This window comes from Bifidobacterium apousia (genome assembly GCF_007559275.1).
GTDB lineage: Bacteria > Actinomycetota > Actinomycetes > Actinomycetales > Bifidobacteriaceae > Bombiscardovia > Bombiscardovia apousia.
Window position 1 is genome coordinate 1 of sequence record NZ_VMHK01000005.1, and the last position, 25,867, is coordinate 25,867.

The window sequence follows — 25,867 nt, forward strand, 5'->3', positions numbered from 1 at the left end:
CCCATTCCGAACCCGGAAGCTAAGACCCAGCACGGCAATGGTACTGCACCCGGAAGAGTGTGGGAGAGTAGCACACCGCCGCCACAACACATTGAAAGGCCTCTGATGACACAAGTCACCAGAGGCCTTTACTTTATGTCTGCTCATACTCCCGACAAAACGGTCTCTATCAGCAAACTGTACCTCTACATCTAAGACCTCTACTGCAGCAATATCAGCACGCTTTATGGTGTGGTACAGCCAAGAAACACATGTAGGCCAGTACTACGGATATGGACTCATATTCTCATAACAGATTAGACAACAATAGTGAAACTTATGTCGGGCACTCTAATGACATTCTGACTCATCCGTTACTGTAGAAGCCGTTAACGGAGGCTTACGCCGCTGATCGGGATTAGCTCAGCAGTTGCCACGCTGCACACTAATCATTGATGTATTTATTACAGATGAAGTGCTTGGTGCATTTAATGAAAATTATCAACGAACTGTATTTTTAATATACCCTGATACCGTCTAAGAACCCTTGTGTGTCAATACATAAAACGTTGAAGCAAATAAGTAAAATGTCAGCTATTGTCCACCATATACAGGGAGGTATTAGATGGCTGACAGGATATTCGATATCCATTTGGACAAACATGTGCCGAAAGCTACCATACCGGTAGCCGAACAACGACATCTCTGGTTCCGTGAGTTCATGAAACCGTATCTGATGGTCATCATTCTGTACATTACTATGTACCTTGTTCGTAATAATTTTAAAGCGGCGCAACCTTTGATGAAACAGCAGCTGGGCATTACGACCCAGCAGTTGGGCGTAATTGGTTTTGTTTTCTCTGTTGTCTATGGGATCGGAAAAATCGTTGTGGGTTATCTGGTCACGGGCAAAGACAACAAGAAGATTGCATCTATTATGCTTTTCTGCTCGTCTATTGTGGTCATCTGCATCGGTTTCCTGTTCACCCTGAGTCATGTACCTATGGGGTGGTTGATCGTTCTATGGGCCTTGAATGGGGTCTTTCAGTGCGCCGGAGGCCCTAGTTGCGCCACAGTGATTTCTAACTGGACGACGAAGACGACATATGGCCGATATTTGGGTGTCTGGAACGCTTCTCACAATATAGGCGGTGGCTTGGCTGGAGTATTCGCCATCTGGTGTGCCCAAACTTTCTTTGGCGGAAAGGTAGCCGGGATGTTTATCATCCCGGGTGTAGTGGCGCTTCTGGTGGCAATTATGTGCTTCCTTGTCGGCAAGAACCGTCCCGAGGATCTCGGGTGGGAACCGTCAGAGAAGATCTTCGATGAGCCTGTCAAGCAGGAAGACGAAGAGTCGCATGACGATACCACTTGGCAGATTTTCCGCCGGTACCTGCTTTCCAACCCTTGGGTTTGGGTGCTTTGCGTCAGCAACGTTTTCGTCTATCTGATCCGCATCGGCATCGACAACTGGGCGCCTTTGCGCGTGACTGAGCAGCTGCATTTCAGCAATCAGGTCGGTGCACGGACCATCTTCTATTTCGAGATGGGTGCTTTGATTGGATGCCTTCTCTGGGGCGTGGTGTCTGACTTCCTGGGTGGCAGGCCCGCCCTTGTATCCACGCTTTGCGCCATCTGCCTGCCGCTCGGAATGGCAGGCTACCAGCTGGGCCGCACCCCTGTGGTCATTTATATTTCGCTGTTCTTTTTGGGTATGTTCATTTTCGGACCCCAGATGCTGATCAATATCTCCATGCTCAATCAAATTCCAAAGCGAGCAAATGTGCTGTCCGGCGGCATGGTCGGTGCATTCGCATATCTGTTCGGTGATTCCACCGCCAAGGTCCTGCTGGCTAAAATCGCAGATTCCTCGTCCGATGGGCTGACCGTGCTCGGGCATGTGCTGCATGGTTGGAACGACACTTTTATTGTGCTGTATATCGCCATTGTCTGTGCAGTTGTGCTTTTGGGTCTAGTGGCCTTGATGGAAGAGAAACGTATTAGAGGAGGTCGTCGATGAACATCACCAATTTCCGGGATCTGGGTGGCATGCGGACCATCCACGGCCGCCGGGTCCGCCAGCACAAGTTCATCCGGTCCGGGCAGCTGGTCGGCCTGGACGAGGAGACCAAGAGGGATTTGGTTAACCGTTACCGGGTGACGGAGGTCGTGGACTTCCGTAGGCCCTTCGAGATACAGGAGAGTCCTGACGACTCAATCGAAGGCATCACTTTTACCAACATCGATCTGCTGGGTATGATCGGTGCCCGTAATACCAGCTTGGACGACTTCGCCTCAATAGGTTCGGTCGATCGGGTCAATGACCATATGCTGGGCACCTACCACGATATGGTCCTGAATCCAGGCGCTCAGAAAGGTTTTGGGCGCTTCCTGCGCATCGTCGTGGGCAACACACAGGGGGCTACTCTCTTCCACTGCTTTGCCGGCAAGGACAGGACCGGGTTCGCCGCGGCCCTGGTGCTCTGGCTGCTGGAGGTGGACGACGACCAGATATTCGCGGACTATCTGAAGACCAACCAAGAAAGGGTCGCGGCCAACAATCAGCTGCTGGACCAATTCCGCGCCAAGGGCTTCGACCAGGATTCGTTGGATGCACTGGCGGTCGCGCTTTATGTCAAGAAGGAATATCTGATCTACGCCCGCCAGCTCATGATTGATGCCTATGGTGATGTCTTCGCCTATGCACATCAGGCCCTAGGGTTCGGGCCAGACCAGGTGGAGGCCCTGCGTCGCAACCTGCTTGAGTAACCGGACAAGACCAAATAGGTGCGGACAGGCAATCGGGCTTGAGTGCCAATTGTAAGGAGGGCATCGTGCATACATAAGTCTGGGACGGTGGTGATTTCGGGCCTCCCGTGTGGCTCTGGTCGGTCAATGTTGATCACCAGACGACCGGGAGGCCCGGGCCATTGTGAAGACGGCCATGAATGCGGGCGCGGGTTTCTTTCACACAGACGGATTGCCGCGTAGACTGCGATTATATGGTCAGCAAAACAGTATGGAAGCAGCTGGATCAGTCTTGGCTGACCATATCAACGCTGCAGGTGTCTGGATGATCTAGGAGGATTTTGGACACAACTTAAAAGAGATATCCATGTCCTGGAGCGGCGGCAGTTGTCTCCCTGCCCGGTCTGTTTACGCCCTTTCTTATGTCGCTGGGGTCAGAAGATGCCGTTGCCGTTACGGGACTGTACGTCTTCCAGGTTGTGCTGGATGTAGTCGTTTCGCATGAACATGTCGATATTACTGGTATCTCCCCGGCTGAAGACCTGGTCGTAGAACTCCTACACCAGGGACTTGCTCGCTGCCGTCTCAGTCTCGCTCATCATGAACCTTCGCTTTCTGCCTGTATATAGACATTCGAGATTCTTCATGAGTAGGTGTCTTTGCGCAGGCTCGTAAGCACGTATGCGGTTTCTGATGAGCGGCGGACGGCAGCAGGCGGGAAGGTTAGTCAGGCCTTGAACCGGCGCTCGTCGTTCATGGTGGCGAAGTTCAGGCCGATCAGGATGCCGCCGCCTATGTAGTTGCCCAGCATGGCCACCAGGACTACCAGGATCGCCTTCCAGGCGTTGACCCGCCCGAAGACACCCAGGATGAGGAAGAGGGCCGAATCCGCTATCGAGTGCTCGAACCCGCAGAAGGCGAAGACGAAGACGGCCACGACCATGATGATGCACTTGGTGAAGTCGTTGGAAAGCTTGCCGTTGTAGACCATAAGCATGGCGATGTTGATGCAGAAGTTGCACAGGATGCCGCGCACGAACAGGTCAGCGAAGCCCATGGGACCGCCGGAGACATAGCCGGTCTTGGTCGCCGCGGCCGCCAGCATCTGGTCCAGGGTCGGGCCGCTGACGATGGATGAGAAGCGCAGGATGACGGCCACGATCAGGGCTCCGGCCAGATTGCCCAGAAGGCAGAGGACCAGGATCCGCAGGGAGGCCAGCCAGCCCAGGCGCTTGTGATAGGCGCCTATGGTGACCACCATCATGTTGGAGGTCAGCAGTTCGGAGTTGGTGTAGTAGATCAGGACCAGGGCCCAGCCGAAGGTGGTCGCCGCCAGGACCCGGCCCGCCAGGATCAGCCCGTGGTCTGCGGGGTTCTGGCCGGCCTGGCCCATGATGACGAAGTAGGCCGTGAAGAAGATACCCACAAAGAGGCCGGCCATGGTGGCTCGTTGCATGTACTTGCCGGTCAGTGCGCCGCTCATGGTCTTCTTGCTCTCGACCACGTCCAGGACGGTGCTGATGAAGGCCCGCCCGGGGAAGAGGGGCTGCCGTTTCTGTTGATCTGTCATCTGATTGGATTGCTCATTCACGGGGTTCATTATGGCATTCCCGAGTAAAGAGGGACCGCCCCCAAGGCCCGACTGTGCGGGAATTCACTTCTTTGCCAGTGCCACCCAGTGCCGCTCAGCCTCACTCGGTGCGCAGGGCGGTGGCGGGATCCTGCTTGGCCGCCTTCCGCGAGGGGATCAGGCCGCCGATCAGGGTCAGGACCACGCTCAGAATGACCAGGGCTATCCCGCCCGAGGCGGGCAGGGCGGCGTTGACCTCAGTGGTCCCCATGAAGTGGTGCATGATGCTGTTGGCCGGAATGATCAGCAGCAGGGTGATGCCCACTCCCAGCAGGCCCGCCAGAAGTCCGATGAGGCCGGTCTCGGCGTTGAAGACGTTGGAGACGTTGCGCTTGGAGGCGCCCATGGCGCGCAGGATGCCGATCTCCTTGGTTCGCTCCAGAACCGATATGTAGGTGATGATGCCGATCATGATGGAGGAGACCACCAGCGAGACTCCGACGAAGGCTATCAGCACGTAGGTGATGACGTTGATGATGGTGGTGACCGAATTCATCATCAGGCCCACGTAGTCGGTATAGACGATCCTGTTCTTCTCCGCGGCCTTGTCGTTGTAGTGCTTGATGGAGTCACCCACGGAATTCTTGTTCTCGAAGCTGTCCGTGTAGATGCTGATGCGGGAGGGGGCGTCCCGGGAGATCAGGCCGAAGTCGCTCAGGTTGTCGGCGTAGGTGCCGGTGGAAACGTACTGGTTGTAGATGGCGACCAGAGCGTCCTGCGGAGCGGTGGCGATGTACTGGTCGAAGGCCTGGGCCGTCTGCTGCTCGGCTGAGGCCCCCGTGGGAATGCCGGCAGAACCTTGGGCTCTCGCAGCGGCTCCGGCCCGGCCCTGGGCTTCCTGCCCGGCCATGGCTGCCGAGCCCTTCATGATTTCCTGGGCCATGCTGGCTTTCTGGCTGACGCCCAGGGAGGCGATGTAGGCCTTGGCATCGTTGGCCTTGGCGGCATCGTCGGCAGGGGCGAAGGCCATCCCGTTGAGGACGCTGTGGCCCTGGTCAGCCTCCTGGTCGGTGACGATGGGGCTGGTCTTGGCCTGGTCAATCAGGTAGTCGGTCAGCTGGCGGGTATACCCGACGCCGACCTTGAGGGGCGTGGCCTTGGCCCCCTGGTTGGGGCGGACAATGCCGACGATGTGCAGCTGCAGGCCCTGGTCGGCGGCCTTGGTCATCTGGTCGGTGTTGTCGCCGATGTAGTGGTAGTGGCCGTCGGTCCCCTTGGCATACTGGTCCGCAGCGGGCACCAGGGAGAGTTTCCGGTCCATGGCCTTGGTGTATTCGATGGGCTTGGTGTCGACCTTGACCTCCTGGCCGCTGTTGAGCTTGTTCATCATGTCGGTGTACTGGCTGGAGGGGAGGATGCCCAGCTTGTAGAGGCTGGTGACGGGCATCTGGTTGTTCTTGTCCAGCACCAGGACCACCTGATCCTTGGCCTTGGGCCAGGTGCCGTTCACCACCTGGTAGTTGTCGGTCACCACCTTGCTGATGGTGGTCTTGGCATCGGCCCCCGGCATGATCTCGCCGAAGATCTCCGGGGCCTTGTTCTTCTCGGTCTTGCCGGTCAGGTAGGACATCTGCATGGACTGGATATCGCCCATGTCGCTGTCGGTGTTGGCTGTGGCCATCTGGCTGGCGGTGGAGCTGGCATCGTCCTGCCCGCCCATGGTCACCTTATCCGCAGAGACCAGCTTGCCGTCCGGATCGTGCCCGAAGACCGAGAACTTGGTGGCGTAGGAGTACTGGATGCCCACAGACCCCACGTATTGGTGGATTTCACTCTTGGGATTGTCCAAGTATTTTTTGAAGTCTGTCAGGTTGTTCTGGGTGATGCTGCTGGTCAGGCTGGAGGCCCCCTTGACGCTGGAGTCGTCCGGCTGAATGGCCTTGAGATCCTTGTGGGCCTTGGCCTCTTTCTGGGTTTCCTGGGCAGAGTCCACTATCTTGTTCAGGTCAAAGGACTGCTCCTGAATGGTGATGGGGTAGGAGGTCATGGTCTCCCGCTGTATTCTGTCGATGTAGCGGTTGACCCCGGTGGACACCGACAGGATCAGGGCGATGCCGATGATGCCGATGGACCCAGCGAAGGATGTCAGGGCAGTCCGGGCCTTCTTGGTCCGAAGATTGTTGAAGCTCAGCGACAGGGAGGTCAGTAGCCCCATTGAGGCCTTGCCGAAGGTGCGGTGGCGGGCCCGGCGGATGGGCACCTGGTCGTCGGGCAGGGGGTCGGAGTCGCTGATGACCGAGCCGTCGTGCAGCTCCACGATCCTGGTGGCGTACTGGTGGGCCAGCTCGGGGTTGTGGGTGACCATGACCACCAGCCGGTCCTGGGCCACCTCCTTGAGCAGGTTCATGATCTGGATGGAGGTCTCGGAGTCCAGTGCTCCGGTGGGCTCGTCGGCCAGGAGGATGCGGGGGTTGTTGACCAGGGCCCTGGCGATGGCCACCCGCTGCATCTGCCCGCCCGAGAGCTGGTTGGGTCGCTTGTTCACGTGCTGGCCCAGTCCCACCTGCTCCAGGGCCTGCCTGGCCCGTTCGCGTCGTTCCTGCCGGTGCACGCCCGAGATGGTCAGGGCCAGCTCCACGTTGGACAGGATGCTCTGGTGGGGGATGAGGTTATAGCTCTGGAAGACGAAGCCCACGGTGTGGTTGCGGTAGGAGTCCCAGTCCCGGTCCTTGTATTTCTTGGTGGAGGTGCCGTTGATGATCAGGTCGCCCTGGTCGTAGCGATCCAGCCCGCCGATGATGTTAAGCAGGGTGGTCTTGCCGGAGCCGGAGGGGCCCAGGATGGCCACGAACTCGTTGTCGCGCAGGTTGACGCTGACATCATTCAAGGCCTGCTGGACGAAGTCCCCCGTTTTGTACTGTTTGGAGATGTGTTCGATCTGCAGCACCGTCGTCCTCCGCTTTCTGGATTCTCAATGGCTTTAATGGCATGGACTTATGGACTCTTGGAGTGCCAGCTTACGCCATCAGCATGGGTAAATGCCGATATGGCCTAGTCCACCGACTTGAGGGCCTCCAGCATGTCCACATGCTTGAGCTTGTTGTTGACCATCCAGCCCAGGCCGGCCGTGATGACCGTGATCATGACCAGGGGCACGACGAAGGCCACCCAGCTGATGGTGGGGTCAAAGAGGACATTGTCTGGCGGGACCGTGGTGATGATGTAGTGGTGCAGCCAGGCCCCGAACCCGTACCCTGCCAGGACGCCGATGGCCGACAGAAGGATGGTCTCCCGGTAGATGTACATGGTCACCTCGCGGTCGTAGAAGCCCAGCACCTTGATGGTGCTCAGCTCGCGGATCCGCTCCTCCACATTCAGGTTGGTCAGGTTGTAGAGGATGACCAGGGCCAGCAGGGTGGCCACGATGATCAGCACCTGCATGATCATGTTCAAGGATTTGACCACGGTGTCGATCTGGCTCATCAGGGTCGTGTTCTGCACCACCCCCTGGATCCCGTCGATCCGCATGAAGGAGGCGGCCTGCCTTCTGGTGTTCTCCGCGCTGGAGTCCTTGAAGGTGACCAGATGGGCGTTGGGCGAGAAGTCCTGGTGGAAGACGGTCCTGTAGGCCGATGGGCTCATGAAGACGAAGTGCCCCAGGTACATCTCGCAGATGCCATCCACCCGCATGGTCCTGTCCCTGCCGCCTGAATCCTGCAGGGTGATCCTGTCGCCTGCCTTGGTCCCCGTCAGCTGGGCGATCCGTTCGGAGAGGATCACGCCGTCGCCCTTGAGGCTCAGGGGCTTGTGCCCGGACCGGGTGTCCATGCGGATGAAGTCGTCCAGGTGCTGGGCGCTAGCCGGCGCAATCATGGTGATGGACTGCTTGTCGGCGTTGTGCCCGGCTGTCTTGCTCATCTCCTCGTAGCGCACGTTCAGGGAACGGCTCACATCAGGCTTTTCCAGCCGTTCCCTGATGGATTGGCGCTGGTCGGATGTGGCCTGGCTGTTCTCGGCGGCGATCAGGTCGTAGCGGATCACCTGACCGAACTGGTGCTCGTTGATGGCGGAGATGGACCCCTGCACGCCGAAACCGGCCATCAGCAGAGCCACCGATCCGCAGACCCCGAAGATGGTCATCAGCATCCGTTGCTTGTAGCGGAAGATGTTCCGGGCGGTGACCTTGTGGGTGAAGCTGAGCCGGTTCCAGATCAGGGGGATGCGCTCCAGGAAGATCTTCGAACCGGCGCTGGGCGGCTTGGGCAGGAGGAGGGCCGACGGCTTCTCGCGCAGCTCCCGCCAGGCGCTCAGGAAAGCGGGAACCACGGCGCTCAGGAAGGCCAGCAGGCAGGCCAGGAGGGTGATGGGCAGGTGGAAGCCGTAGTGGATGGGCGGCATGTCGAAGGCGTGGACATAGGCCTGGTAGACGATCCAGGGCAGGAGGGTGTGGCCGGCGATGATGCCCAGAAGCGCACCCAGGGCCGAAGCTGCTCCGCCGTAGACCAGGAACTTGGCCATGACATCCCGGTCCCTGTAGCCCAGGGCCTTGAGCGTTCCGGCGTTGATCCGCTCCTCGTCCACAAAGCGCGTCATGGTGGTGAAGGTGACCAGGGCGGCCACCAGATACATGAAGTAGGGGAAGACCTTGGCCAGCGAGTCCACGATGAAGGAGACGGAGGCGTAGACCTTGTAGCCCTCCGAGCCGGGCGCCTCACGACGAGAGTCCAGGGCATAGACCGGCTTCTCCAGTCGGCTCAGCTGGTCCGCCGCCTTGTTCAGCTTCTTCTGGGAGTCGTCGATCCTCTTCTGGGCGTCTGGGCTCTCCCTCTTGAACTTGTCCAGTTTGGTCCGGTATTCCGCGGTTTTCTGGTCCAGGGCGGCTTGGGCCTGGTCGATCTGCCCCTGGGCAGAGGCACGGCCGCTGGCCAGCTGCTGCCGGGCCTGGGCTAGCTTGGCCCTGCCCTGGGTCAGCTGCGCGGAGGCCTGGTCAAGCTGGGCCTTGCCCTGGGCCAGTTGGCGCTCGCCTTCGTTCACCTTGGCTCTGGCCTGGGTCAGCTCCCGACGCTTTGCATCCAGGGTCTGCTGGTTGGCTGCGACCTGGGCCATGCCGGGGGTGTACTGGTTGGTCATGAAGGCATCGCGGCCCGCCTTGGCCTTGGCCGCCAGGGCATCGATCTGCGGTGATTGCCGGTTGAGTTCGGCCAGTTGCTCCTGAAGCCCGGCCTTCTTGCGGTTGAGCTCCTCCTGCTGCTGAGGGGTCAGCCCGGGTGTGGCCAGTTGGGCGTCGATGGTCTGAATGAGGCCGGTGACCTGTGCGATGCCCTGCCTGCATTGCTTCTGCGCTGCCTGGGCCTGGGCTACAGCTTGGTCGGCCTGGGCCTTGCCGCCCTCCAGCTGCTGGCGGGAACTATCAAGTTTGGCCTGTCCTTGGTCGATGGCCTGCTGTCCCTGGTCGGCCTGCTGCCTGCCCTGGGCCACCTGGCTGGCGGAGGACTGGTACTGCTTCTGCTTTCGAGCCAGTTCGGCCGAACTCAGATCCACCTCCTGCTGCCCCTGGTCGATGGCCGCCTGGGCCTGCACCGTCTTGGCGGCCAGTTGGTTCTTGGCGGACTGGATGCTCTGGGCGCCCTGGTCCAGATCCTTCCTGGCCTGGTCCAGCTGCTGCCGGTTCCCTTCGAGCTCCTGTCTTGACTGATCCACCTGGGCCTGCCCCTGGTCCAGTTTCTGCTTCAGGGGGGCCTTGATGGCGTTCAGCCTCGCTGTAGGGCGTCCGGACAGGATCCTGTTCAGATCGTCCTTGTGGGTCTGCAGGGCCTGGATGTACTGGTCGGAATAATGGTCTTGAATCCGGTCCAGGTCCTTGAAGGTCAGGCGGGCGATCATGTACTCGTCCGAGTCGAAGGCCTTGGGCGTGGTCACTGCGTAGGAGTCCAAGGACCCGGATCCGGCTGTGGAGGGGCCCATGTTGACCTTGCTCAGGATCTCGGTCGACCTGACCATGCCCACCACGCGCAGCTTGTGGTGCCTCAAAACCTTCCTGCCCAGCTGGTCGGCCTTCTCATCCACCTGGATGCTGCTGCCGATGGGGTGGCTTTCACCCAAGGCCGTGTCGACCGCTATCTGGTCAGGTCTGGTGGGCATGGATCCATCGACCAGCTTATAGGTGGAGATCCGGTCGGGGGCGGAGTAGATGCGCAGGCTCTTGTCGGTGCCCTTGAGCACCACGTCTTTCAGATACCCGTATTCGATGCCGGAGCTGCCAGGGGCGGTGTCGATGGCATCCCGATCCTCCTGGTCCAGCCCGTAGCTGCTGATGACCATCAGATCGGCCAGATGGTGGTCGGACAGGTAGGCGTTGCCGGCCTGCCGCATGTCCGGCCCGGTCACGCTCAGCCCGACCAGGGCGAAGGAACCCAGCGCCACCAGGCATACGATGGAGATGAACCGCCCCAGGGACTTGCGCAGGGAGACCCGGATGTCGTGCCAGAGCACCTTCCTGACGGGCTGCATCCTCACCACTCCACGTTTTCGATGTCTTCGGGGCTGTCATTGGTCTGCACGGCCTGGACCCGGGCGTCATGCATGCGGATGACCCTGTCGGCGATGGGGGCAATGGCCGCGTTGTGGGTGACGATGACCACGGTGGCGCCCTTCTTGCGGCACTGGTCCTGGAGGATGCGCAGCACCTGCTTGCCGGTCCGGTAGTCCAGGGCTCCGGTGGGTTCGTCGCAGAGCAGGATCTTGGGGTTCTTGGCCACGGCCCGGGCGATGGCCACCCGCTGCTGCTCGCCGCCGGAAAGTTGGGCGGGGAAGTTGTCGATCCGGTCGCCCAGGCCCACGTCGACCAGGGTCTGGACCGGGTCGGCGGCATCGTCCACGATCTCCGAGGCCAGCTCCACGTTCTCCCTGGCAGTCAGGTTGGCCACCAGGTTGTAGAACTGGAAGACGAAGCCCACGTCATAGCGGCGGTAGGTGGTCAGCTGCCGGGCGTCATAGCCGGCGATGTCCTTCCCGTCCACGATCACCTGGCCCTCGTTGCAGGTGTCCATGCCACCCAGAATGTTCAGCACGGTCGACTTGCCCGCCCCCGAGGCGCCGAGGATGACCACCAGCTCGCCCTTCTCGATGGAGAAGGTGACCTCATTGTTGGCCACGATGGTCGTCTCGCCGGTCACATACCGTTTCGTCTCTCCGATGACGTCGATATAGCCCATCATGCCCTCTCGTAACCCTGGCTGTGCGGCGGGGTCGTCCGACGTAGGGGACGCCCTCCTGATGCTCTTTTCCCCACTACTGTATACGTTCGCGGGGTCCGGAGCACAGGAGAACCGCCTGCCGGGAGGCGTCATGTTCGCCGACCTTGCAAGGGTTCGGAGGTTCAGAGGGCTTGCAGGAGGTTGCCCAGTTTGCGGCTGTCCCTGACCGGTCTGCCCTGGCGGAAGGTGATGAACCGCTGGCAGGTCTGGGCCAGGAACTCCTGATCGTGCGAGATGACGATCACCATGACACCCAGGGAGCGCATGTAGCGAATCATCCCGGTCACCTGATCCATATGGAGCAGGTCCAGGCCGCTGGTGGGCTCGTCCAGAACCACCAGGCGCTTGCCCGACAGTATGGCGGCCGCGATAGCCACCCGCTGCTTCTCCCCGCCGGAGAGGGTGTTGGGGTGCCGGCCCAGGAGCCGCTCCAGGTCCAGCTTTCGTGCCACCTCTTCGAACAGGTCGGTCCGTTTGGCTCCAAGGAGCATCTCGCCCTCCACGGTCTCGCTGAAGAGCTGGTAGTTGACATCCTGAAAGACCATGTAGGAGTCCTCGACGCGCTCCCTGGCGGTCTGCTTGGTCCCGTTCAGGCTGATTTCCGACCTGTCGCCAGGCTTGAGCAGTCCGGTCAGAACCGAGGCGAAGGTGCTCTTGCCTGCTCCGTTGCGGCCGATGATGCCGGTGATGTCCTCGCTGGATAGGGTCAGGTCGTCCACATCCAGGGCAGGAGCCTGGTCGTGGTGGTAGGCATAGGTCAGATTCCTGACCCGGAGCAAGTCGGGGGTCTTCTCGGTGATGACTTTGGTTGGAGCGCTCGCATTCTCGGTCGCGTCCAGATTCAGGGCCCGCAGCCCCATGGCCTGGCGACTTGGGCCATCCAGCCCCCTCATGGCGGCCGGAGTCAGGTGCTCCGTCAGCCTGCCGTCCTTCATGACCAGGAAGTCGTCGGCCAGGCCGTCCAGGTAGTAGAGGCGGTGTTCGATCAGGACCATGGTCAGGCCCCGGTCCTTCAAGCGGCCCAGAATCTGCGCCAGGCTGGCCACCGCTTCCACGTCCAGGTTGCCGGAGGGCTCGTCCAGGACCAGGATCTCCGGGTCCATCATGCAGGAGGAGGCGATGGCGATCATCTGCTTCTCGCCCCCTGACAGGGAGAAGATATCCCGGTCCATAAGCGGGGCGATGCCGAAGAGGTCGGCCACCTGGTCTATGCGCTCCCGGATGGCCTCCGGCTGGACCCCGGTGTTCTCCAGGGGGAAGGCCAGCTCGCTGCGGACATCGGTGGTGAAGAACTGGGTCTTGGGGTTCTGGAAGACCGATCCGACCTGTTCCGAAAGCCGGTAGATGGGCCGGTCCGTGGTGGGTTCGCCCCCGATCAGGCACTCCCCCTCCAGCTTGCCCTCGTAGAGTTCGGGAATCAGGCCGTTGATGACCCTGGACAGGGTGGTCTTGCCGCAACCGCTCGGCCCGGTGACCACGGTCAGCCGTCCCTGGCCCATCCGGCAGGAGACCTCCTGGAGGGAAGGCTGGCTGGCGCCTTCGTAGGTGAAGCTAAGCCTGGAACATTGCAACATAGGCTCCACATCCCATAAGGACCAGACCCAGGGCGCACATGAGCGCATCCAGTCCGGTGAAGGCAATCCGTTGGATGGAGGTCTTGGGCCCGGGGTCGCCGATCCCCCTGGTCAGGGCGGCCGAGGTCAGGTCGGAGGCCACGTTGGTGGCGTTGTTGAGCAGGGGGACGTAGATGTACTCCATGGTTCGCATCGGATGCCGGACCATGTCGCCCGTGGTGACCGCGATCCCCCTGAATTTCATGGCCCGTCTGATCTGGGCATAGTCGTGCCTGACGGTCGGGAAGAAGCGGAAGAGGACGCTGACGGGGATGACCAGCCACTGGGGGGCGTGGATCTTGCGCAGTAGGTAGACCAGCTCCGAGACCTTGGTGGTGCCCATCATGAAGGCCGCCACCAGCACCAGGGGGAGGACCCTGCCCACGCCGACGAAGAGGAAGAGCAGGTAATGTCCCGGCAGGTTCTCGGGGAAGACCATGGCCAGGGAGGCGCCCAGGGCGAAGACCAGACAGACCAGAAGCCAGGCCTGGCCCTTCCTGACCCTGCCCACGATGACCTGGAAGCTGCAGAAGTAGATGTTGATGGCCAGGACCAGCGGGGTGGGCAGGGTGACGAAGATCAGGGCGTTGGCGAAGATGACCAGCAAGAATCTGGTGTAGATGGAGATGGGCCTCATTGCTTGGCGGGTATCCGGTTGAAATGCCGGTCGACGATCCTGGCGCCTATCCATGCACCGAGCAGGGCGCCGACCAGGGTGGCCAGAATGCAGACCAGGAAGGTGGCTCCGGTGATGGGCGCGAAGACCCCGTCGATGTACTCCTGGCTCTTGCCGCGGCGGACCAGGCTGGCCACGTAGGCGTCCTTCATGAACCAGAGGGGCAGGACGGGGCCGGTGCAGCCGAAGGTGAGGATGACGTAGCTCAGGTAGCGGGCCAGGTTGGGACGGCTCTCCCTGAGTGAGGACTGAACCAGATCAGCCAGCAGGCCGCAGAAGGCGTAGGGGATGAAGGAGAGGGCGAAGTGGCCGAAGACCAGCAGGAAGAGGCCCATGATGACGCCGACGATGGTGATGGCCCCGAACCTGGGCACCCGGCGGATCATCAGCATGTAGACCGGGCCGGAGACCAGCCCCACCACAGCGGGGATGAAGAGGGAGGACAGGCCGGGCATGACCAGGCCCGCCAGGAAGACGGTGATGAAGTTGCCCACCGCCATGCTGACGAAGTAGAGGGCTGTAAAAATGCCGACGTTGACCAGGTCTTTTGTCTTCAGTGCTTTCATAAAGGATCGCTCCCATCTGGGTGGCGGTCGCTCGGCCCTAGGCCATATCCGCCGATTGCAGGTTGTGCCGTCAAGTTTAGGAGGGCCGGGAGGGAAAGTAAATGATATTTTTTTATGTCTCTTGCCAGCTCTTGCCAGGGCTTCACAATAAAGGTATTGCCTGGCGCGAGAGGATTTTGTTAGTGTCCACTGAGAGGGGCGTATCAGAAAGGCGGCACGGAGAACAGGCATGATCAGCAAGCGACTACTTCATCTACCGGGAGCCAGGATGGGCGCCAGCCTCCTGCTGGCCCTCCTGCAGACGATCGGCGCGTTGGCGGAGGTCCTCCTCCTGCCGGTAGCCATCGCGGCCGTGGGCCGTTCCCTTGGTCTGGCTGTTCCTCATGCCCTTGCCTGGGTGCCGGGTCGCCCCGGACCCTTGGCGGCCTTGATAGGCGGGCTGATCCTGGTTCGGTTCCTGACCCAGGCGGTCGCCAGGTTCGTCAGCGCCCGGCTGGCTGATGGGATGGGCAAGGCTCTCTCCCAGGCCCTGTATCTATCCGTGTTCGACCCCAACAGGCAGGAGGACGACCTGGGCGTTCCGGCGCAGACCCTGGCCAGGCTTTCGACCGAAGGGGTCAAGTCGGTCGTCTCCTACTTCACGGCTTATATTCCGGCGCTGGTCCAGACCGCCCTGATGCTGGTCGTGACCCTGGCCGTCCTCCTGCCTGTCAGCCCACTGGCTGCGGCAATCGTCGTGATCGGCATGGTGTCTCTGCCCCTGGCATCCAAGCCCACCATGGGCGAGAACATCAAGGTGCAGCTGGGCCAGCTGCGCAAATACGACAAGGTTGGCGTCCACTTTGAGCATGCCCTGAGAGGGCTCAACACCTTGAAGATCTTCGGGGCAGACCAGCGGCAGGCCGACGATCTGGCCGAGGAGTCCGAGGGGTTCCGCCGGATAACCATGGGGGTTCTGGCCGGACAGCTGCGCTCGCTGATCAAGGCCGACGTGGTCATCTACACCAGTCTTATTTTGGCGGTTGCAGCGACGGTCCTGATCGGGCAGGGCGGGCCCGCTCGAGTGCTGTCCTGCCTGGTTGTTGCCCTGGCTGGGGTCCGGCTTTTCGCCCCTGAGCGCCAGCTGGTCTACATGATGCATTCCGGCATGGTCGCCATCAAGCAGGGCAAGGCCATCGACGATATTCTCCAAGCTCGGCAGGGGAGCGACGGGAAGTCGGCGGCTCCAGGGACGACTGCTGAGTCGCGCAAGAGTACGGGTTCGGAGACGGCTCCGGATGCGAGTCTCGAAACTTCTGAGGAAGCAGTTCGGGAGTCTGACTCGGAATCCGCTTCGAAGCAGGCAGATCAGGCGGATATGTCTGGCGATGATTCGCTAGGCATCAGCGCTCGCGATTTGACCTACACCTATCCTGACGGCTTCCAGGCCCTGACCGATCTGAACTTCAACCTGCCAGCCAAGGGACATGTGGGCCTCGTCGGCGCTTCGGGTTCCGGCAAGAGCACCTTGGCGGGTCTGCTGTCCGGGCGCCTTCAGGGGTATGCCGGAGAGTTGACCATTGGCGGGTGCCAGATCTGCGACCTGTCACGCGAGGAACTGGTCGGTCTACAGACCGTAGTTCGAGGAACCGATCACATCTTTACCGGGACCATCAGATCGAATCTCGATCCGGCCGGACTGGGCTACTCGGATTGGGAGCTGCTGGACGCGCTGGATCAGGTCGGTCTGACCGGTCTTGTCCAAAGCAAGGGCGGGCTGGACGCTCACATCGATCCTGAAGGAGGCAACCTCTCCGGTGGGCAGCGCCAGCGCCTATCCATTGCCCGCGGGCTCCTGCGGCGTTCTCCCGTCTATATTTTCGACGAGGCCACCAGCGCCGTGGACCGCGAGCATGACGCTACACTGGCAGCCCTGATGGACGCGCTGGGCAAGGAGTCCCTGGTCCTGACCATCACCCACCGCTTGGCCGGGGTCCGCAATGCCGATTCCATCCTCTTCCTGCAGGAAGGCCGTCTGGCGGAGAGCGGCGGCTTCCGTGAGCTGTTGGATGCCGGGGGCGGATTTGCGGCCCAGTGGAAGGAGCAGGCTCAGTATGAGGACGGGGAGTGAAGACATGCAGCAGACGACCGGCAATCTGACGATGATGCGCCGCATGGCCCGGCTGATGAAGCCTCTGACCGGCACGGAGGGCAAGGCCATCCTCTGCGGCAGTCTGGGCCATCTCTTCGCAGTCTGGAGCATGATGGCAGCCGCAGCGGCCCTGATTGGCCTGGTCACGGACTGGCCGCCGCTGAATGGCCAGTGGGTCGTCTGGGCCCTGGTGGCGGTTCTGACTGCTCTCAGCCGAGGGGTTATGGCCTATGGGGAGCAGTACTACAACCATGAGATGGCCTTCAGTATGCTCCGTGACATCCGCACGACGGTCTTCGATAAGATGCGGTCCCTGGCCCCGGCTGGCCTGCGAGATCAAGCGCGCGGAGACATGGTGACGGTGATCACCAACGACATCGAGCTGCTGGAGATTTTTTACGCCCACACTCTATCGCCCATCGCCATCGCTCTAGTGACCTCCTTGGCCAACCTGGCCCTGCTCACCTGGCTCTCACCCTGGATGGGCCTGGCCGCCGTGATCTCCTACCTGATCGTCGGTCTGCTCATCCCCATCCTGAGCGCAAGACCCACCTTCAAGGTGGCTATGAGGGAGCGGACGGCCCAAGCCAATTTGCATTCCCTTCTTCTGGAGACTCTGCAGGGCCGCACAGAGCTGGCGGGGTTGGGCGCTTTGGGGAACACTCGCCGTCGGGTGGGAGTCGCTACGGACCAGATGCTGGATGCCAGGGGGCGCACCTCTGGGCGGACCGTCGCCAACGATCTGGTCACCAACGTGGTCACTCTGATCTGCACTGGAGTTTTCACGCTGATGGCCTGCCATCTAGGTTCGGCAGGGTTGGTGGATCCTGCTCGGGGAATGATCGGACTGGTCGGCTTCCTCTCTTCCTTCGCTCCCTTGATACCTGTAGCTCGGCTAGGCGCTGGCCTGCAGCCCACTCTGGCTGCTGCCCGACGGGTTTTCTCGCTTTTGGACAAGGAGCCGCCCGTACGTGAGGTGGAATCCGGTCATGGGAATCCCCTGACGGAATTCACTGGAGAAGAGGCCAAGGCAGTTTCTTTCTCCTATGCTGGCAAGACTGACCCGGATAAGGACGACCTGGGTGAACATGGCGGCCGGACTTCGGTTTTGGAGGGTCTGGACCTTTCCATCAAGCCTGGCGAGCTGATCGGGATTCAGGGTGCCAACGGAGTCGGCAAGTCCACCTTGATCGATCTGCTGATGCGGTTCCAGGAGCGCAGCGGCGGGGATCTGACCGTTTCCGACCTGCCGATCGAGACCATCTGCACCGCTGATCTGCGTGCCCAGCAGACTCTGGTGAGCCAGGACACTTATATATTCAGTCTCACATTGGCGGATAACATCGCTCTGGCTCGGCCCGATGCCAGCAGAGAGGATATTGAGCAGGCGGCTCATGATGCCTGCCTGGATGATCTGATCGACCAGCTACCCGACGGCTTGGATCATTTGCTTGCTGACAATGGCTCGGACCTGTCCGAGGGGCAGCGGCAACGAGTGGCCTTGGCTCGAGCCTTTTTGAGTCCAGCGCCTCTCATGCTCCTGGACGAACCCACTAGCAATATGGATGCCCTCTTGGAGGGTCGGGTTCTGACCAGACTGATCGAGCGGAAGGGTGACCGTACCTGCCTGATCGTCTCCCACCGTCCTTCAGTTCTTGCCCGGGTTGACCGGTTGCTGACGCTGCAGGACGGCAGACTTATCCCCTCCTAATCGCTGGCAGACGGAAGACGGCTGCCAGTCATAGGAACTGGCGCATGATCTCCCGCAGCGGTGGCATCTTGGGAATCTGGAACTTCTCTTTGTAGTAGCCGACTCCGAACCGCATGTAGCCCTGGGCCTCGTCGTAGACGGTCACGTGGCTCAGGACCGACCGGTCGAATATGTCTGTCTTGTGGAGGCGGTCGCTCCGGGTGGTGCACAACTCATGGTGTCCAGATTGATGTTGCGGCAATGATTGATCCTGGTGGCCTCCAGGCCTATCTGAATGGCAGGGGTCTAGAGGGTACTTCGTAAGGAAACAGCCCTGGAGGGGATGCGTATCCGTACTGCTACCATCTACCCCGAGGCTATTAGGCCGACCTGTTGAACACCATCACAGATAAACAGACGCTAATGAGATATGCAAGTCAGTATCAGATAACCCCTGAAAGAACGGCCAGAGTGGTATCTTTCGCCATCACCCAGCCTGAAGATACTTATTGGAGAATTCGCCACAGACCTACTTTTCATCCATGGTGAATTCCTGATCGATCTCTTTCGCTCTTTGCTGGAGGTGGACAACCGGATACCGGCCCGGGTCATAGCCTCGCACGCTTCTATACCTTGGTCCTCACTGACCGGGACGGCAGATTCTTGAAGATCGTGACCTTGTAGCCCTGTTTCACAGCGTCAAGGTTGGTTTCTTTGAAGCGCAATGTGATTCGGCGATACCTACTACGTCCGCTTGGTCGACCTTGGCCAGCGCCAGAGCTTCCGCTGGGGTGGAACCGGACGATTTGGCTTTAGAGAACTCCTGCCTGCTCTGGACTCGATCAGTGTTGTCCTCGATGTCTTTGAATCCGGAGCATGTGGCTGAGTACTGTCTTTTTTGAAATGATGGGAGATTCCCTGTTCCCGAATTTTGGCATGCAATTCAGCCTCGGGTGAGCCGACTATACCATGTTTTTGGGCTAGTTGTCTACGAAATTTGGGTGGTGGGACGAAAGTTTTCGGGTTCGATGTACCAGTCCTGGATGGTGGCCATATAGGCTTAATACCCGGCATGCTTGTGGATGTAGTCGGCAATCCTGCCGGCGACCTCGTTGCTTACCTCAATCGCCAGTTCTTTTCCTTCGCAAAAGGTTGGCTGGACATCCACGATTATCAGGGTCTTGGTCGAGGCGATCGTTTTCTCTGCTGGAACAGATGGCACGAATCAAGAATGTCCAACTTTACCTTGCTAGTCACTCCTTTATTATGGCAGTCTAACGCCATGCTTCGGCCGGTCGTATCAGTCTCCAAGTATATGAAGGAATGCAGAGAATGCAGCTGGCGGACAAGGTGGCGTAGTGGGCACTAGATCATCGAGAATGTCCGTCGCGGTTCAGATTCAAAGATATGGTCTTATGGGGCTGTTGAGGCAGTTAGTGATCTTTCTGACGCAACTCTTTTCCTTCAGACAAAGCAGATGTTCAAAATTCCGGTCGCAAATACCCAAGGTCAGCCGCCATAAGGGTCGTCATCTTCTGCCACAAACTCTGTGGAATGGTCTCCACTTGGCTTCCCCGGTCGTTTTAGCGTGGTGGTCACGTTCATGGCATAGCAGTCAGCGATATTCCGTCAGATAATCCCAGCCAAGTGAGCCTTGGCATCGACTAGACTTCACGGCAGCCTTAGTGCTAGGTTGTTATGGACCAGGCCAGCTTGTTGTATACTGTTACGTCATCGAAGAGCTTGAGAGTATCGATCTTTTGAAAGTAACACAGTGTTGAGCAGGTGCAACTGTATTTGACCCAGGACGGCTAGCACGGGCACATGATCCATTTTGTATCGTAGAGTCTGTCGGGCATATGGATGATGACCCTGGAACCACCAGTCGACAGCCAGCTGACCGCTTTCCAGCGTGGGCCGCAGTGGCCAGAGCCGCTACCGTTTCATGCCTGGCTTGGGTGAACTTGACTTTGCTGCTCTGTCAGTAGAGCGCACAGACCATCGTATCTACCGAATCCCCAGCCAGTCCATAAACGTTGTCAATTCCTTAGGTCTCCATGGCCCTGACCATCTTGTCGGCAGCTCGGTATCTATCTTCACGCCCCATGTTCGGTTTTGTGCAGTTGTTCGTTAATGGTATTGCCAGGCTTCTCATGGCCTGTTGACGCTAATCGGTTACGAGCAACTACCATATGGTTTACTTTACAAAATCAAGCATCTTCCCTGTGGCTAGGAAGACAATTAGGGGTCAGGGAAAGAGGTCAGGGAATCGGGGTATGCATCAAAATAAAATGTTCCATTCCGAAATTGATTGTCTCTCCTTCTGCAATATCGGTTGGTTGAGAAGAGACAATCAATTGATATGGACATCTCTATATGCGCCAATCAGCCGGCCAGTCTGTCGGTTGTGGCAGCTCTTCCAATGGCGGTAGCGATTCAACTATATCAAGTGTCTTCATGCTGACAGTCACGACTTTTTCAACGAGTTCCACGATATACCGTGGATTATCGCTGTAGTTGTTGGGATCGTTGGTAATCCCTGATTTGTTGTCAGTGGTTACCTTGTATCGATCAATAAGCCAGCCAATGGCAGATTTGCCGTTTACTACATATTCATAGGCTCGCAATGGTATGCCATGAAGTGTGAGGTGTTCTGCTACTTGGAGCACTGTGCGGTCAGGCACCCTCTTACCGGTCTCTGGATCCTTGATCCTTTGAGGGTACTTCATTTTCTCGGTTCTTCCGGGTTCCTTGGAATTCCCTACTTCCATGAGTGGCCAGTTCTCTACAGTTTCATAATTAAGATGCAGGTCAGCCAATGCGCGCCCGGCATTCATGAAAGCCACAAAGTCATTCGCAAGGGGAATTCGGGGCAGTTCCTTCTTGAGATTATTGCCAAAGCGCTGACGATACTCTGGAGAGTGCAGGATACCGTAAACATAGAAGAATATATCTTCCTTGCTTATGCGGGGGTCTCTGCTAACTTTAAGCGTTGTATTCTTCCTATGTACATGGTGACTTAAGTGGATGCTTTGGTAGGCTTCGCGGAATACACGAAGTGTGGTATCTGTTATTGCACTATGTTGAACCCAACGTGGAGTCTCCCCGCTAATAGGATCTCGATTGATTGCCAGTTGGCCCTGTTGTGCTCCATTAATTTGCTCGTACCAGTAGAGTGGAAAGCACTGTCCATGGTGGTTAAGCTCGAGATCTGGAACGAGGTTCGTGATAAACGGGCCGCGTTCTCCTGTGATAATAGCAAGATTTTCCACATTGGAAGCGGGAAAAATTTGTGGCTGGAGATATACACGATTGTTGAATTGCGGATCCATGTATTGCCACTGTTTGAAGAATGGACGGTACAGAGCGAGGCGCACATGTTTGATGTTGAACTCAGCTTTACGATTCTGGATAATATCGTTGTAGACTTCGTGTGTCCATTTGATTCGGGTCTGATCCCTTGTGAGAAATGACTGAACATTGGCAGATTTATCTGCTTGCTGCCAGCGCAGTAGTTCAGAGTTATAAGTGTCGACTGTCCTTTGCATATTTTCGATAACGATGTCACGTTCGGAGTTATAGCACCACGAATCACGATTGGTCTTTACCCCTGCTGACCAAATAGAGAAGAGGCCTGTCTTCAGTTTTCTGGTTCCAACCTGAATACCAGCCGGTATAAAGGACTTATAGCTATCGTCACGGTGATTAAGCCAATCGCCATGCTTATCCTGTTCCAAGCTGGTCCATTCCGGATCTTTAGTGACCGCTTGGGTGAGAATCCCAAGCTTATCTTCGCGAGATAGATAATCGCCAATGTCACAATAGTGGATTATTCCATGACGATTTGAATTGGGGTTCTTTACTAGAAGAGTGATGGCAATGGTGGCCCGTGAGCCAGAGTCAAATATCTTGCCGCCTTCGCGTCGAGACTCTTCACCTAAAGTACGCTGATTGCCGCGCAGGTTATAAACATAGATATCATTAAATTCCTCAGTGAAGCATCTCCGTACGCCTGCGCCTGCTGCGCTGGTTAGCCACCCACCGTTGGATACGAAGCAGACTATGCCAGAACTACCGATCCGGTCAGATGCCCAACGAAAAGCTCTGATGTAGTGGTCGTATAAAGAGTTGTTGAGTGTCGCATCCGAGTTGGCGACATAAGTCTCTTCGACACGTTTATCAAGTTCGGGGTATCTGGTATTTTGATTTCCTGTATTTTGGCTATCTCCTGCACGGTATGGAGGATTACCAATAATGATTTTGATGGGCAGGTCTTTTTGTTCCTTCACCCTAGCTGTATTTTCGACGAATACACCTAAATCGAGTGGATCGTCCTGTGTGTACATCTGGAATGTGTCTGTTAGCAAGGCACCAGGGAAAGGCTGATAATCGCCACCGACACGTTTGTGGTAAGACTGTTCAATATTAATATCCATAATCGTCTCGGCGAGCGGAACGATTTCATTCGAGTGCAGATCGTGATTGTACTTGTAAGGTAGATCCTCATCACTGATAAGACTTCTGTCTTCGATAAGGCGGCAGATATAGGTCCCAGTGCCGGCGAAGCCGTCCAAAATGTGTACACCTTTATCGCTCAGAGATTGGTTGAATTCTCGTTGCAGTGCACGCTCAACCATGTGCAGTTGTGCATCTACGACTTCTACAGGCGTGTAAACGATTCCCAGTGAGTCAGCTGTATCTTTGAAGGCTTTGGTGAAGAAGTCATTGTAAATCTCCTTAATCAGATTCTGCTTTGCCAAATCTGATTGCAACTGAGCAGCCGACAGCCGCACGCTTGCATACAAATCACGCAAGGTGACACTATCAATGCTGTCTGGTAATCCTGCTGCGTACAAGGCGTTTAATGCCCGGTCCAAGCCCTTTATGATCGGATTATTGGCGAGTACTTCTTTATTCGTAAATAGGGTTTCAAAAATTGGTTTGGTGATTTCGTGCTGGGCTAGTACGGCAATCGCGTCAGCTTCAGAATACCCGGGATTAAGGCTGTCCTGTAATCCCTGAAGAAAAGTAAGGAAAGCGCTGCGAGCAGGTCCTTCCTTTGAAACTAGTTCAGTGATTTTATCGATCCTGCTTCGGGTTATGGATGCAATGTCATCAGTCCACTCACCCCAATAGATTTTTGTGCCGCACTTACGCACTATCTGTGCATTTATTCCTCGAGCCATCTCACTTAGGTCAAAGTCGAGTTCAGGCTGTGAGCTATTTTCCTCTTGAATATTCTCATCCGTAATTTTTCGGTCATCTGATTCTTGAGAGCCTATTTGGTTCGTTCTATTCGCTGGCTGACCATTTCTGCGCTTGTTCTTGCGCAACTTCGACTCATCGAGTACATCGACTTCGATAATACGGCTCAGGGCATCAGTGTCACCAAGACTGGCCGAGTTGATAACGGCATCCAAACGTTCATCATGACTACGTAGTGCAGTAACAACATCCCAAACGGGTTTATAAGCTCCAGAGGAGAGCACGGAATCAGCATCTGCGCCCAGTGGTATCACCACCGGAATTATGATATAGCCGTACTTCTTGCCATGAGAACGCCGCATTACGCGGCCGACGGATTGGATGATATCTATCTTGCTTTTCCGACTGCTTAGATACATCACTGCATCCAGATCAGGCACATCAATGCCTTCGGCCAGGCATCTGGCATTGGATAGAATGTGGCATTCATTGTCGGCCGTCGAAGCTGCCAGCCAGTCCAGTCGCGTTTTGCGGGTCTGTGAATCCATGCCACCATCTACATGCTGAATGTCTACGAGAACTTCTTTATTTGCATCGATAAGGGCTTTGTTTTCGCTGCTGTCTTCGAGATTTGACGTATAATCGTCGATAACGGCCCGGAACCGTTCTGTCAGTGCTTTGGATGCTTTGATTGAAGGGGCAAAGGCAATGGCGTGGTGCAGTATTGTCTGACTACTGTCGTCTTCTATCGCTGTAGGAGAGCTGTCTGCAATGTCGATATCGCTGATACTGTGTGAGCGTTTCCGGTCAAAAAGCGCCTTCCAGCAACCAACGAACTTGGCGGCGTCATCCAGCGGAATTTCGGAATCCTTGGCGCCATACATTTCCTGCATGCGCTTGCCCATCATGGATTCGGCAACTTGCATGACTACGATTTTGTAGTCAGTTAATAGATGTTGATCTACTGCTTTGCCAAAGCTTAAACGATATGCAATCTTCCCAAAAATGTGCGTATCATCCATGCTGGCTATCTGTATTGCACCAGCATCAGCTTTGTTCCGTGCACCTTCTGAAAAGATGCGAGGTGTCGCAGTCATGTATAGGCGTTTGTTTGAACGTATGAAATGGGAGTCGTGAATTTTTCGGAATGCGGCTTCGCCATCGATAACTCCGGTAGTGCGGTGAGCTTCGTCGCAGATTGTTAAGTCAAAATCCGGTAGTCCCTTTTCCTGTGCATCGTGAATGACCTGAATTGACTGGTAAGTAGAGAATACTACGTTCAGCGCTTTCTCGTTCACATGGAAACGTTGAGAGACGGTTACTGGATTTGTGGTCGCAGGAAATGGTATATCTGATAGCTGGCCATAAGATTCTTCAGATAGCTTGCTGGCTTTTCCATCGGAGCATACCACGTATACGTTGATGGGTACACGAACCTGGTTTACCCAGTCACGCATGGTCTGAGAGACCAATGATATTGACGGGGCAAGGAATAGGACCGTGCCGCCCTCGCCCAGCATTTCTTCCGTAAGTCTCAGTGATGTCAGCGTCTTGCCGGTACCGCAAGCCATAACCATTGAGCAACGGTCAGCCTTGGAAAGCTCTTGTTTGACTGCATCAATGGCTTCCCGTTGGTGTGGACGAGGATCATAGGTGGCACGCTGCTTGAACTTTGTGCCGTGCACAAACGCACTCCAATCAAGATTTGCGTCGCGCATGGTTTCCAAGTCCATGCGAACCAAATCCATATCGGGGTGTGTGTTGAAGTATGTTTCCAAATTTGAAGTATAGCCAGGTGCAGTATCGGCAATCATATAGTGCTGGTACTGATCATCTGCGAGAGCGTTCATAAAGAAGGTGGCGACATCGCCGTTTGCCAGCCTCGCCTTTGAGTAACATTTCGCTTGTATTGCCCAATACGTGCCATCAACATCTTTCGCAACCAGGTCAATACCTGTATCCTGTTTACCAGGATTGGTAGGAGCCTCATCCCAAAGCCATACGCCGGTCAGCCGTTCAACCCAAGCAGGGTCATTTTTCAGGAACCATTCGACGGCGCGCTCAAATCGAGTTCCCTGTTCCCGTTTGTCAACTGAATCCGCAAGGATGCTGGTGAATATTTCCCCTAAAGAGTCTGTTGGCTTGCTTTGGGCAATTGTGCCATCCGTATATTCCGTCATCAGTTACCTTATCCTCCGACTGTCGGCTTCAATGTCATTCTAGAAGTGATTATGATTAACTCATAAGCAGACTTTGTGATGTAGGAAATCAACATGACCAGAGTAATAAGGGTGTCCTGTTGCGCTACTTGTTTAATGAAAATTACTGTAAGTGAGATGCGGGATTTTTACAAAGAATCCGAGCCGGTTGAATTCATCGATTAAAAGCAACGTATGATTCAGTGCGATTGTCCTAATTCTTCTAGACTAAAAA

General features: G+C 57.1%; 13 protein-coding genes and 1 pseudogene. 4 read left to right on the plus strand and 10 right to left on the minus strand.

The genetic code is table 11. The features are described from left to right. Positions 1–604: 604 nt before the first annotated feature. Together uhpT and FPK30_RS06585 are read left to right on the plus strand one after the other, a co-directional pair. Entirely contained in the window at positions 605–1,999 is a 1,395-nt protein-coding gene (gene uhpT, locus FPK30_RS06580) for a hexose-6-phosphate:phosphate antiporter (protein WP_101431743.1), read from the plus strand. Beyond that, positions 1,996–2,748 carry a tyrosine-protein phosphatase gene (locus FPK30_RS06585; RefSeq protein ID WP_144085829.1) on the plus strand — a complete coding sequence of 251 codons (753 nt, stop codon included), beginning with the start codon at positions 1,996–1,998 and terminating at the stop codon, positions 2,746–2,748. The genes uhpT and FPK30_RS06585 overlap by 4 nt, the downstream gene beginning before the upstream one ends. A 706-nt stretch (positions 2,749–3,454) precedes the next feature. On the opposite strand, the gene FPK30_RS06595 is transcribed toward FPK30_RS06585, so the two are convergent. The 7 genes from FPK30_RS06595 to FPK30_RS06625 form a co-directional block, all read right to left on the minus strand. Continuing rightward, entirely contained in the window at positions 3,455–4,297 is an 843-nt protein-coding gene (locus FPK30_RS06595) for a formate/nitrite transporter family protein (RefSeq protein WP_232342036.1), read from the minus strand. Between the two features lie 121 nt (positions 4,298–4,418). Continuing rightward, positions 4,419–7,244 carry an ABC transporter ATP-binding protein/permease gene (locus FPK30_RS06600; protein WP_144085830.1) on the minus strand — a complete coding sequence of 942 codons (2,826 nt, stop codon included), beginning with the start codon at positions 7,242–7,244 and terminating at the stop codon, positions 4,419–4,421. Positions 7,245–7,348: 104 nt separating this feature from the next. Continuing rightward, complete coding sequence (locus FPK30_RS06605) at positions 7,349–10,807, minus strand: FtsX-like permease family protein (protein ID WP_144085831.1); 3,459 nt, start codon at positions 10,805–10,807, stop codon at positions 7,349–7,351. A gap of 2 nt (positions 10,808–10,809) precedes the next feature. Continuing rightward, positions 10,810–11,511 (minus strand): ABC transporter ATP-binding protein, encoded by a 702-nt coding sequence (locus FPK30_RS06610; protein WP_045923831.1) that lies wholly within the window; start codon positions 11,509–11,511, stop codon positions 10,810–10,812. Positions 11,512–11,675: 164 nt separating this feature from the next. Beyond that, positions 11,676–13,127, minus strand: coding sequence for an ABC transporter ATP-binding protein (locus tag FPK30_RS06615; protein WP_186279431.1), 1,452 nt, complete (start codon positions 13,125–13,127; stop codon positions 11,676–11,678). Then, complete coding sequence (locus FPK30_RS06620) at positions 13,105–13,803, minus strand: energy-coupling factor transporter transmembrane component T (RefSeq protein WP_044097939.1); 699 nt, start codon at positions 13,801–13,803, stop codon at positions 13,105–13,107. Before FPK30_RS06620 ends, FPK30_RS06615 begins: the two co-directional genes overlap by 23 nt. Further along, positions 13,800–14,408: an MptD family putative ECF transporter S component gene (locus FPK30_RS06625; protein WP_015021078.1), complete on the minus strand. Its 609-nt coding sequence runs from the start codon at positions 14,406–14,408 to the stop codon at positions 13,800–13,802. The genes FPK30_RS06620 and FPK30_RS06625 overlap by 4 nt, the downstream gene beginning before the upstream one ends. 229 nt (positions 14,409–14,637) lie before the next feature. On the opposite strand from FPK30_RS06625, the gene FPK30_RS06630 reads away from it, so the two are divergent. Together FPK30_RS06630 and FPK30_RS06635 are read left to right on the plus strand one after the other, a co-directional pair. Beyond that, positions 14,638–16,518 carry an ABC transporter ATP-binding protein/permease gene (locus FPK30_RS06630; RefSeq protein WP_144085835.1) on the plus strand — a complete coding sequence of 627 codons (1,881 nt, stop codon included), beginning with the start codon at positions 14,638–14,640 and terminating at the stop codon, positions 16,516–16,518. Positions 16,519–16,522: 4 nt separating this feature from the next. After that, positions 16,523–18,250: an amino acid ABC transporter ATP-binding/permease protein gene (locus tag FPK30_RS06635; RefSeq protein ID WP_222102868.1), complete on the plus strand. Its 1,728-nt coding sequence runs from the start codon at positions 16,523–16,525 to the stop codon at positions 18,248–18,250. A 28-nt stretch (positions 18,251–18,278) separates the two neighbouring features. On the opposite strand, the gene FPK30_RS06640 is transcribed toward FPK30_RS06635, so the two are convergent. From FPK30_RS06640 to FPK30_RS06655, 3 genes and pseudogenes are all read right to left on the minus strand, one after another. Then, the gene (locus tag FPK30_RS06640) at positions 18,279–18,491 is read right to left on the minus strand and encodes a hypothetical protein (RefSeq protein WP_186279433.1); all 213 of its coding nucleotides are present in this window, start codon (positions 18,489–18,491) and stop codon (positions 18,279–18,281) included. 317 nt (positions 18,492–18,808) lie between these two features. Further along, a pseudogene (locus FPK30_RS08290) lies at positions 18,809–19,424 on the minus strand (isochorismatase family protein); the annotation flags it as partial. Between the two features lie 1,177 nt (positions 19,425–20,601). Further along, positions 20,602–25,614, minus strand: coding sequence for a type ISP restriction/modification enzyme (locus FPK30_RS06655; protein ID WP_144085838.1), 5,013 nt, complete (start codon positions 25,612–25,614; stop codon positions 20,602–20,604). Positions 25,615–25,867 lie beyond the last annotated feature (253 nt).

Bases quoted from the DNA above. Each gene is read 5' to 3' on its own strand.
- FPK30_RS06635 (WP_222102868.1), top strand. From the start codon at position 16,523: ATGCAGCAGACGACCGGCAATCTGACGATGATGCGCCGCATGGCCCGG.
- FPK30_RS06585 (WP_144085829.1), top strand. From the start codon at position 1,996: ATGAACATCACCAATTTCCGGGATCTGGGTGGCATGCGGACCATCCAC.
- FPK30_RS06615 (WP_186279431.1), bottom strand. From the start codon at position 13,127: ATGTTGCAATGTTCCAGGCTTAGCTTCACCTACGAAGGCGCCAGCCAG.
- FPK30_RS06595 (WP_232342036.1), bottom strand. From the start codon at position 4,297: ATGACAGATCAACAGAAACGGCAGCCCCTCTTCCCCGGGCGGGCCTTC.
- FPK30_RS06625 (WP_015021078.1), bottom strand. From the start codon at position 14,408: ATGAAAGCACTGAAGACAAAAGACCTGGTCAACGTCGGCATTTTTACA.
- uhpT (WP_101431743.1), top strand. From the start codon at position 605: ATGGCTGACAGGATATTCGATATCCATTTGGACAAACATGTGCCGAAA.
- FPK30_RS06610 (WP_045923831.1), bottom strand. From the start codon at position 11,511: ATGGGCTATATCGACGTCATCGGAGAGACGAAACGGTATGTGACCGGC.
- FPK30_RS06605 (WP_144085831.1), bottom strand. From the start codon at position 10,807: ATGCAGCCCGTCAGGAAGGTGCTCTGGCACGACATCCGGGTCTCCCTG.
- FPK30_RS06630 (WP_144085835.1), top strand. From the start codon at position 14,638: ATGATCAGCAAGCGACTACTTCATCTACCGGGAGCCAGGATGGGCGCC.
- FPK30_RS06655 (WP_144085838.1), bottom strand. From the start codon at position 25,614: ATGACGGAATATACGGATGGCACAATTGCCCAAAGCAAGCCAACAGAC.
- FPK30_RS06620 (WP_044097939.1), bottom strand. From the start codon at position 13,803: ATGAGGCCCATCTCCATCTACACCAGATTCTTGCTGGTCATCTTCGCC.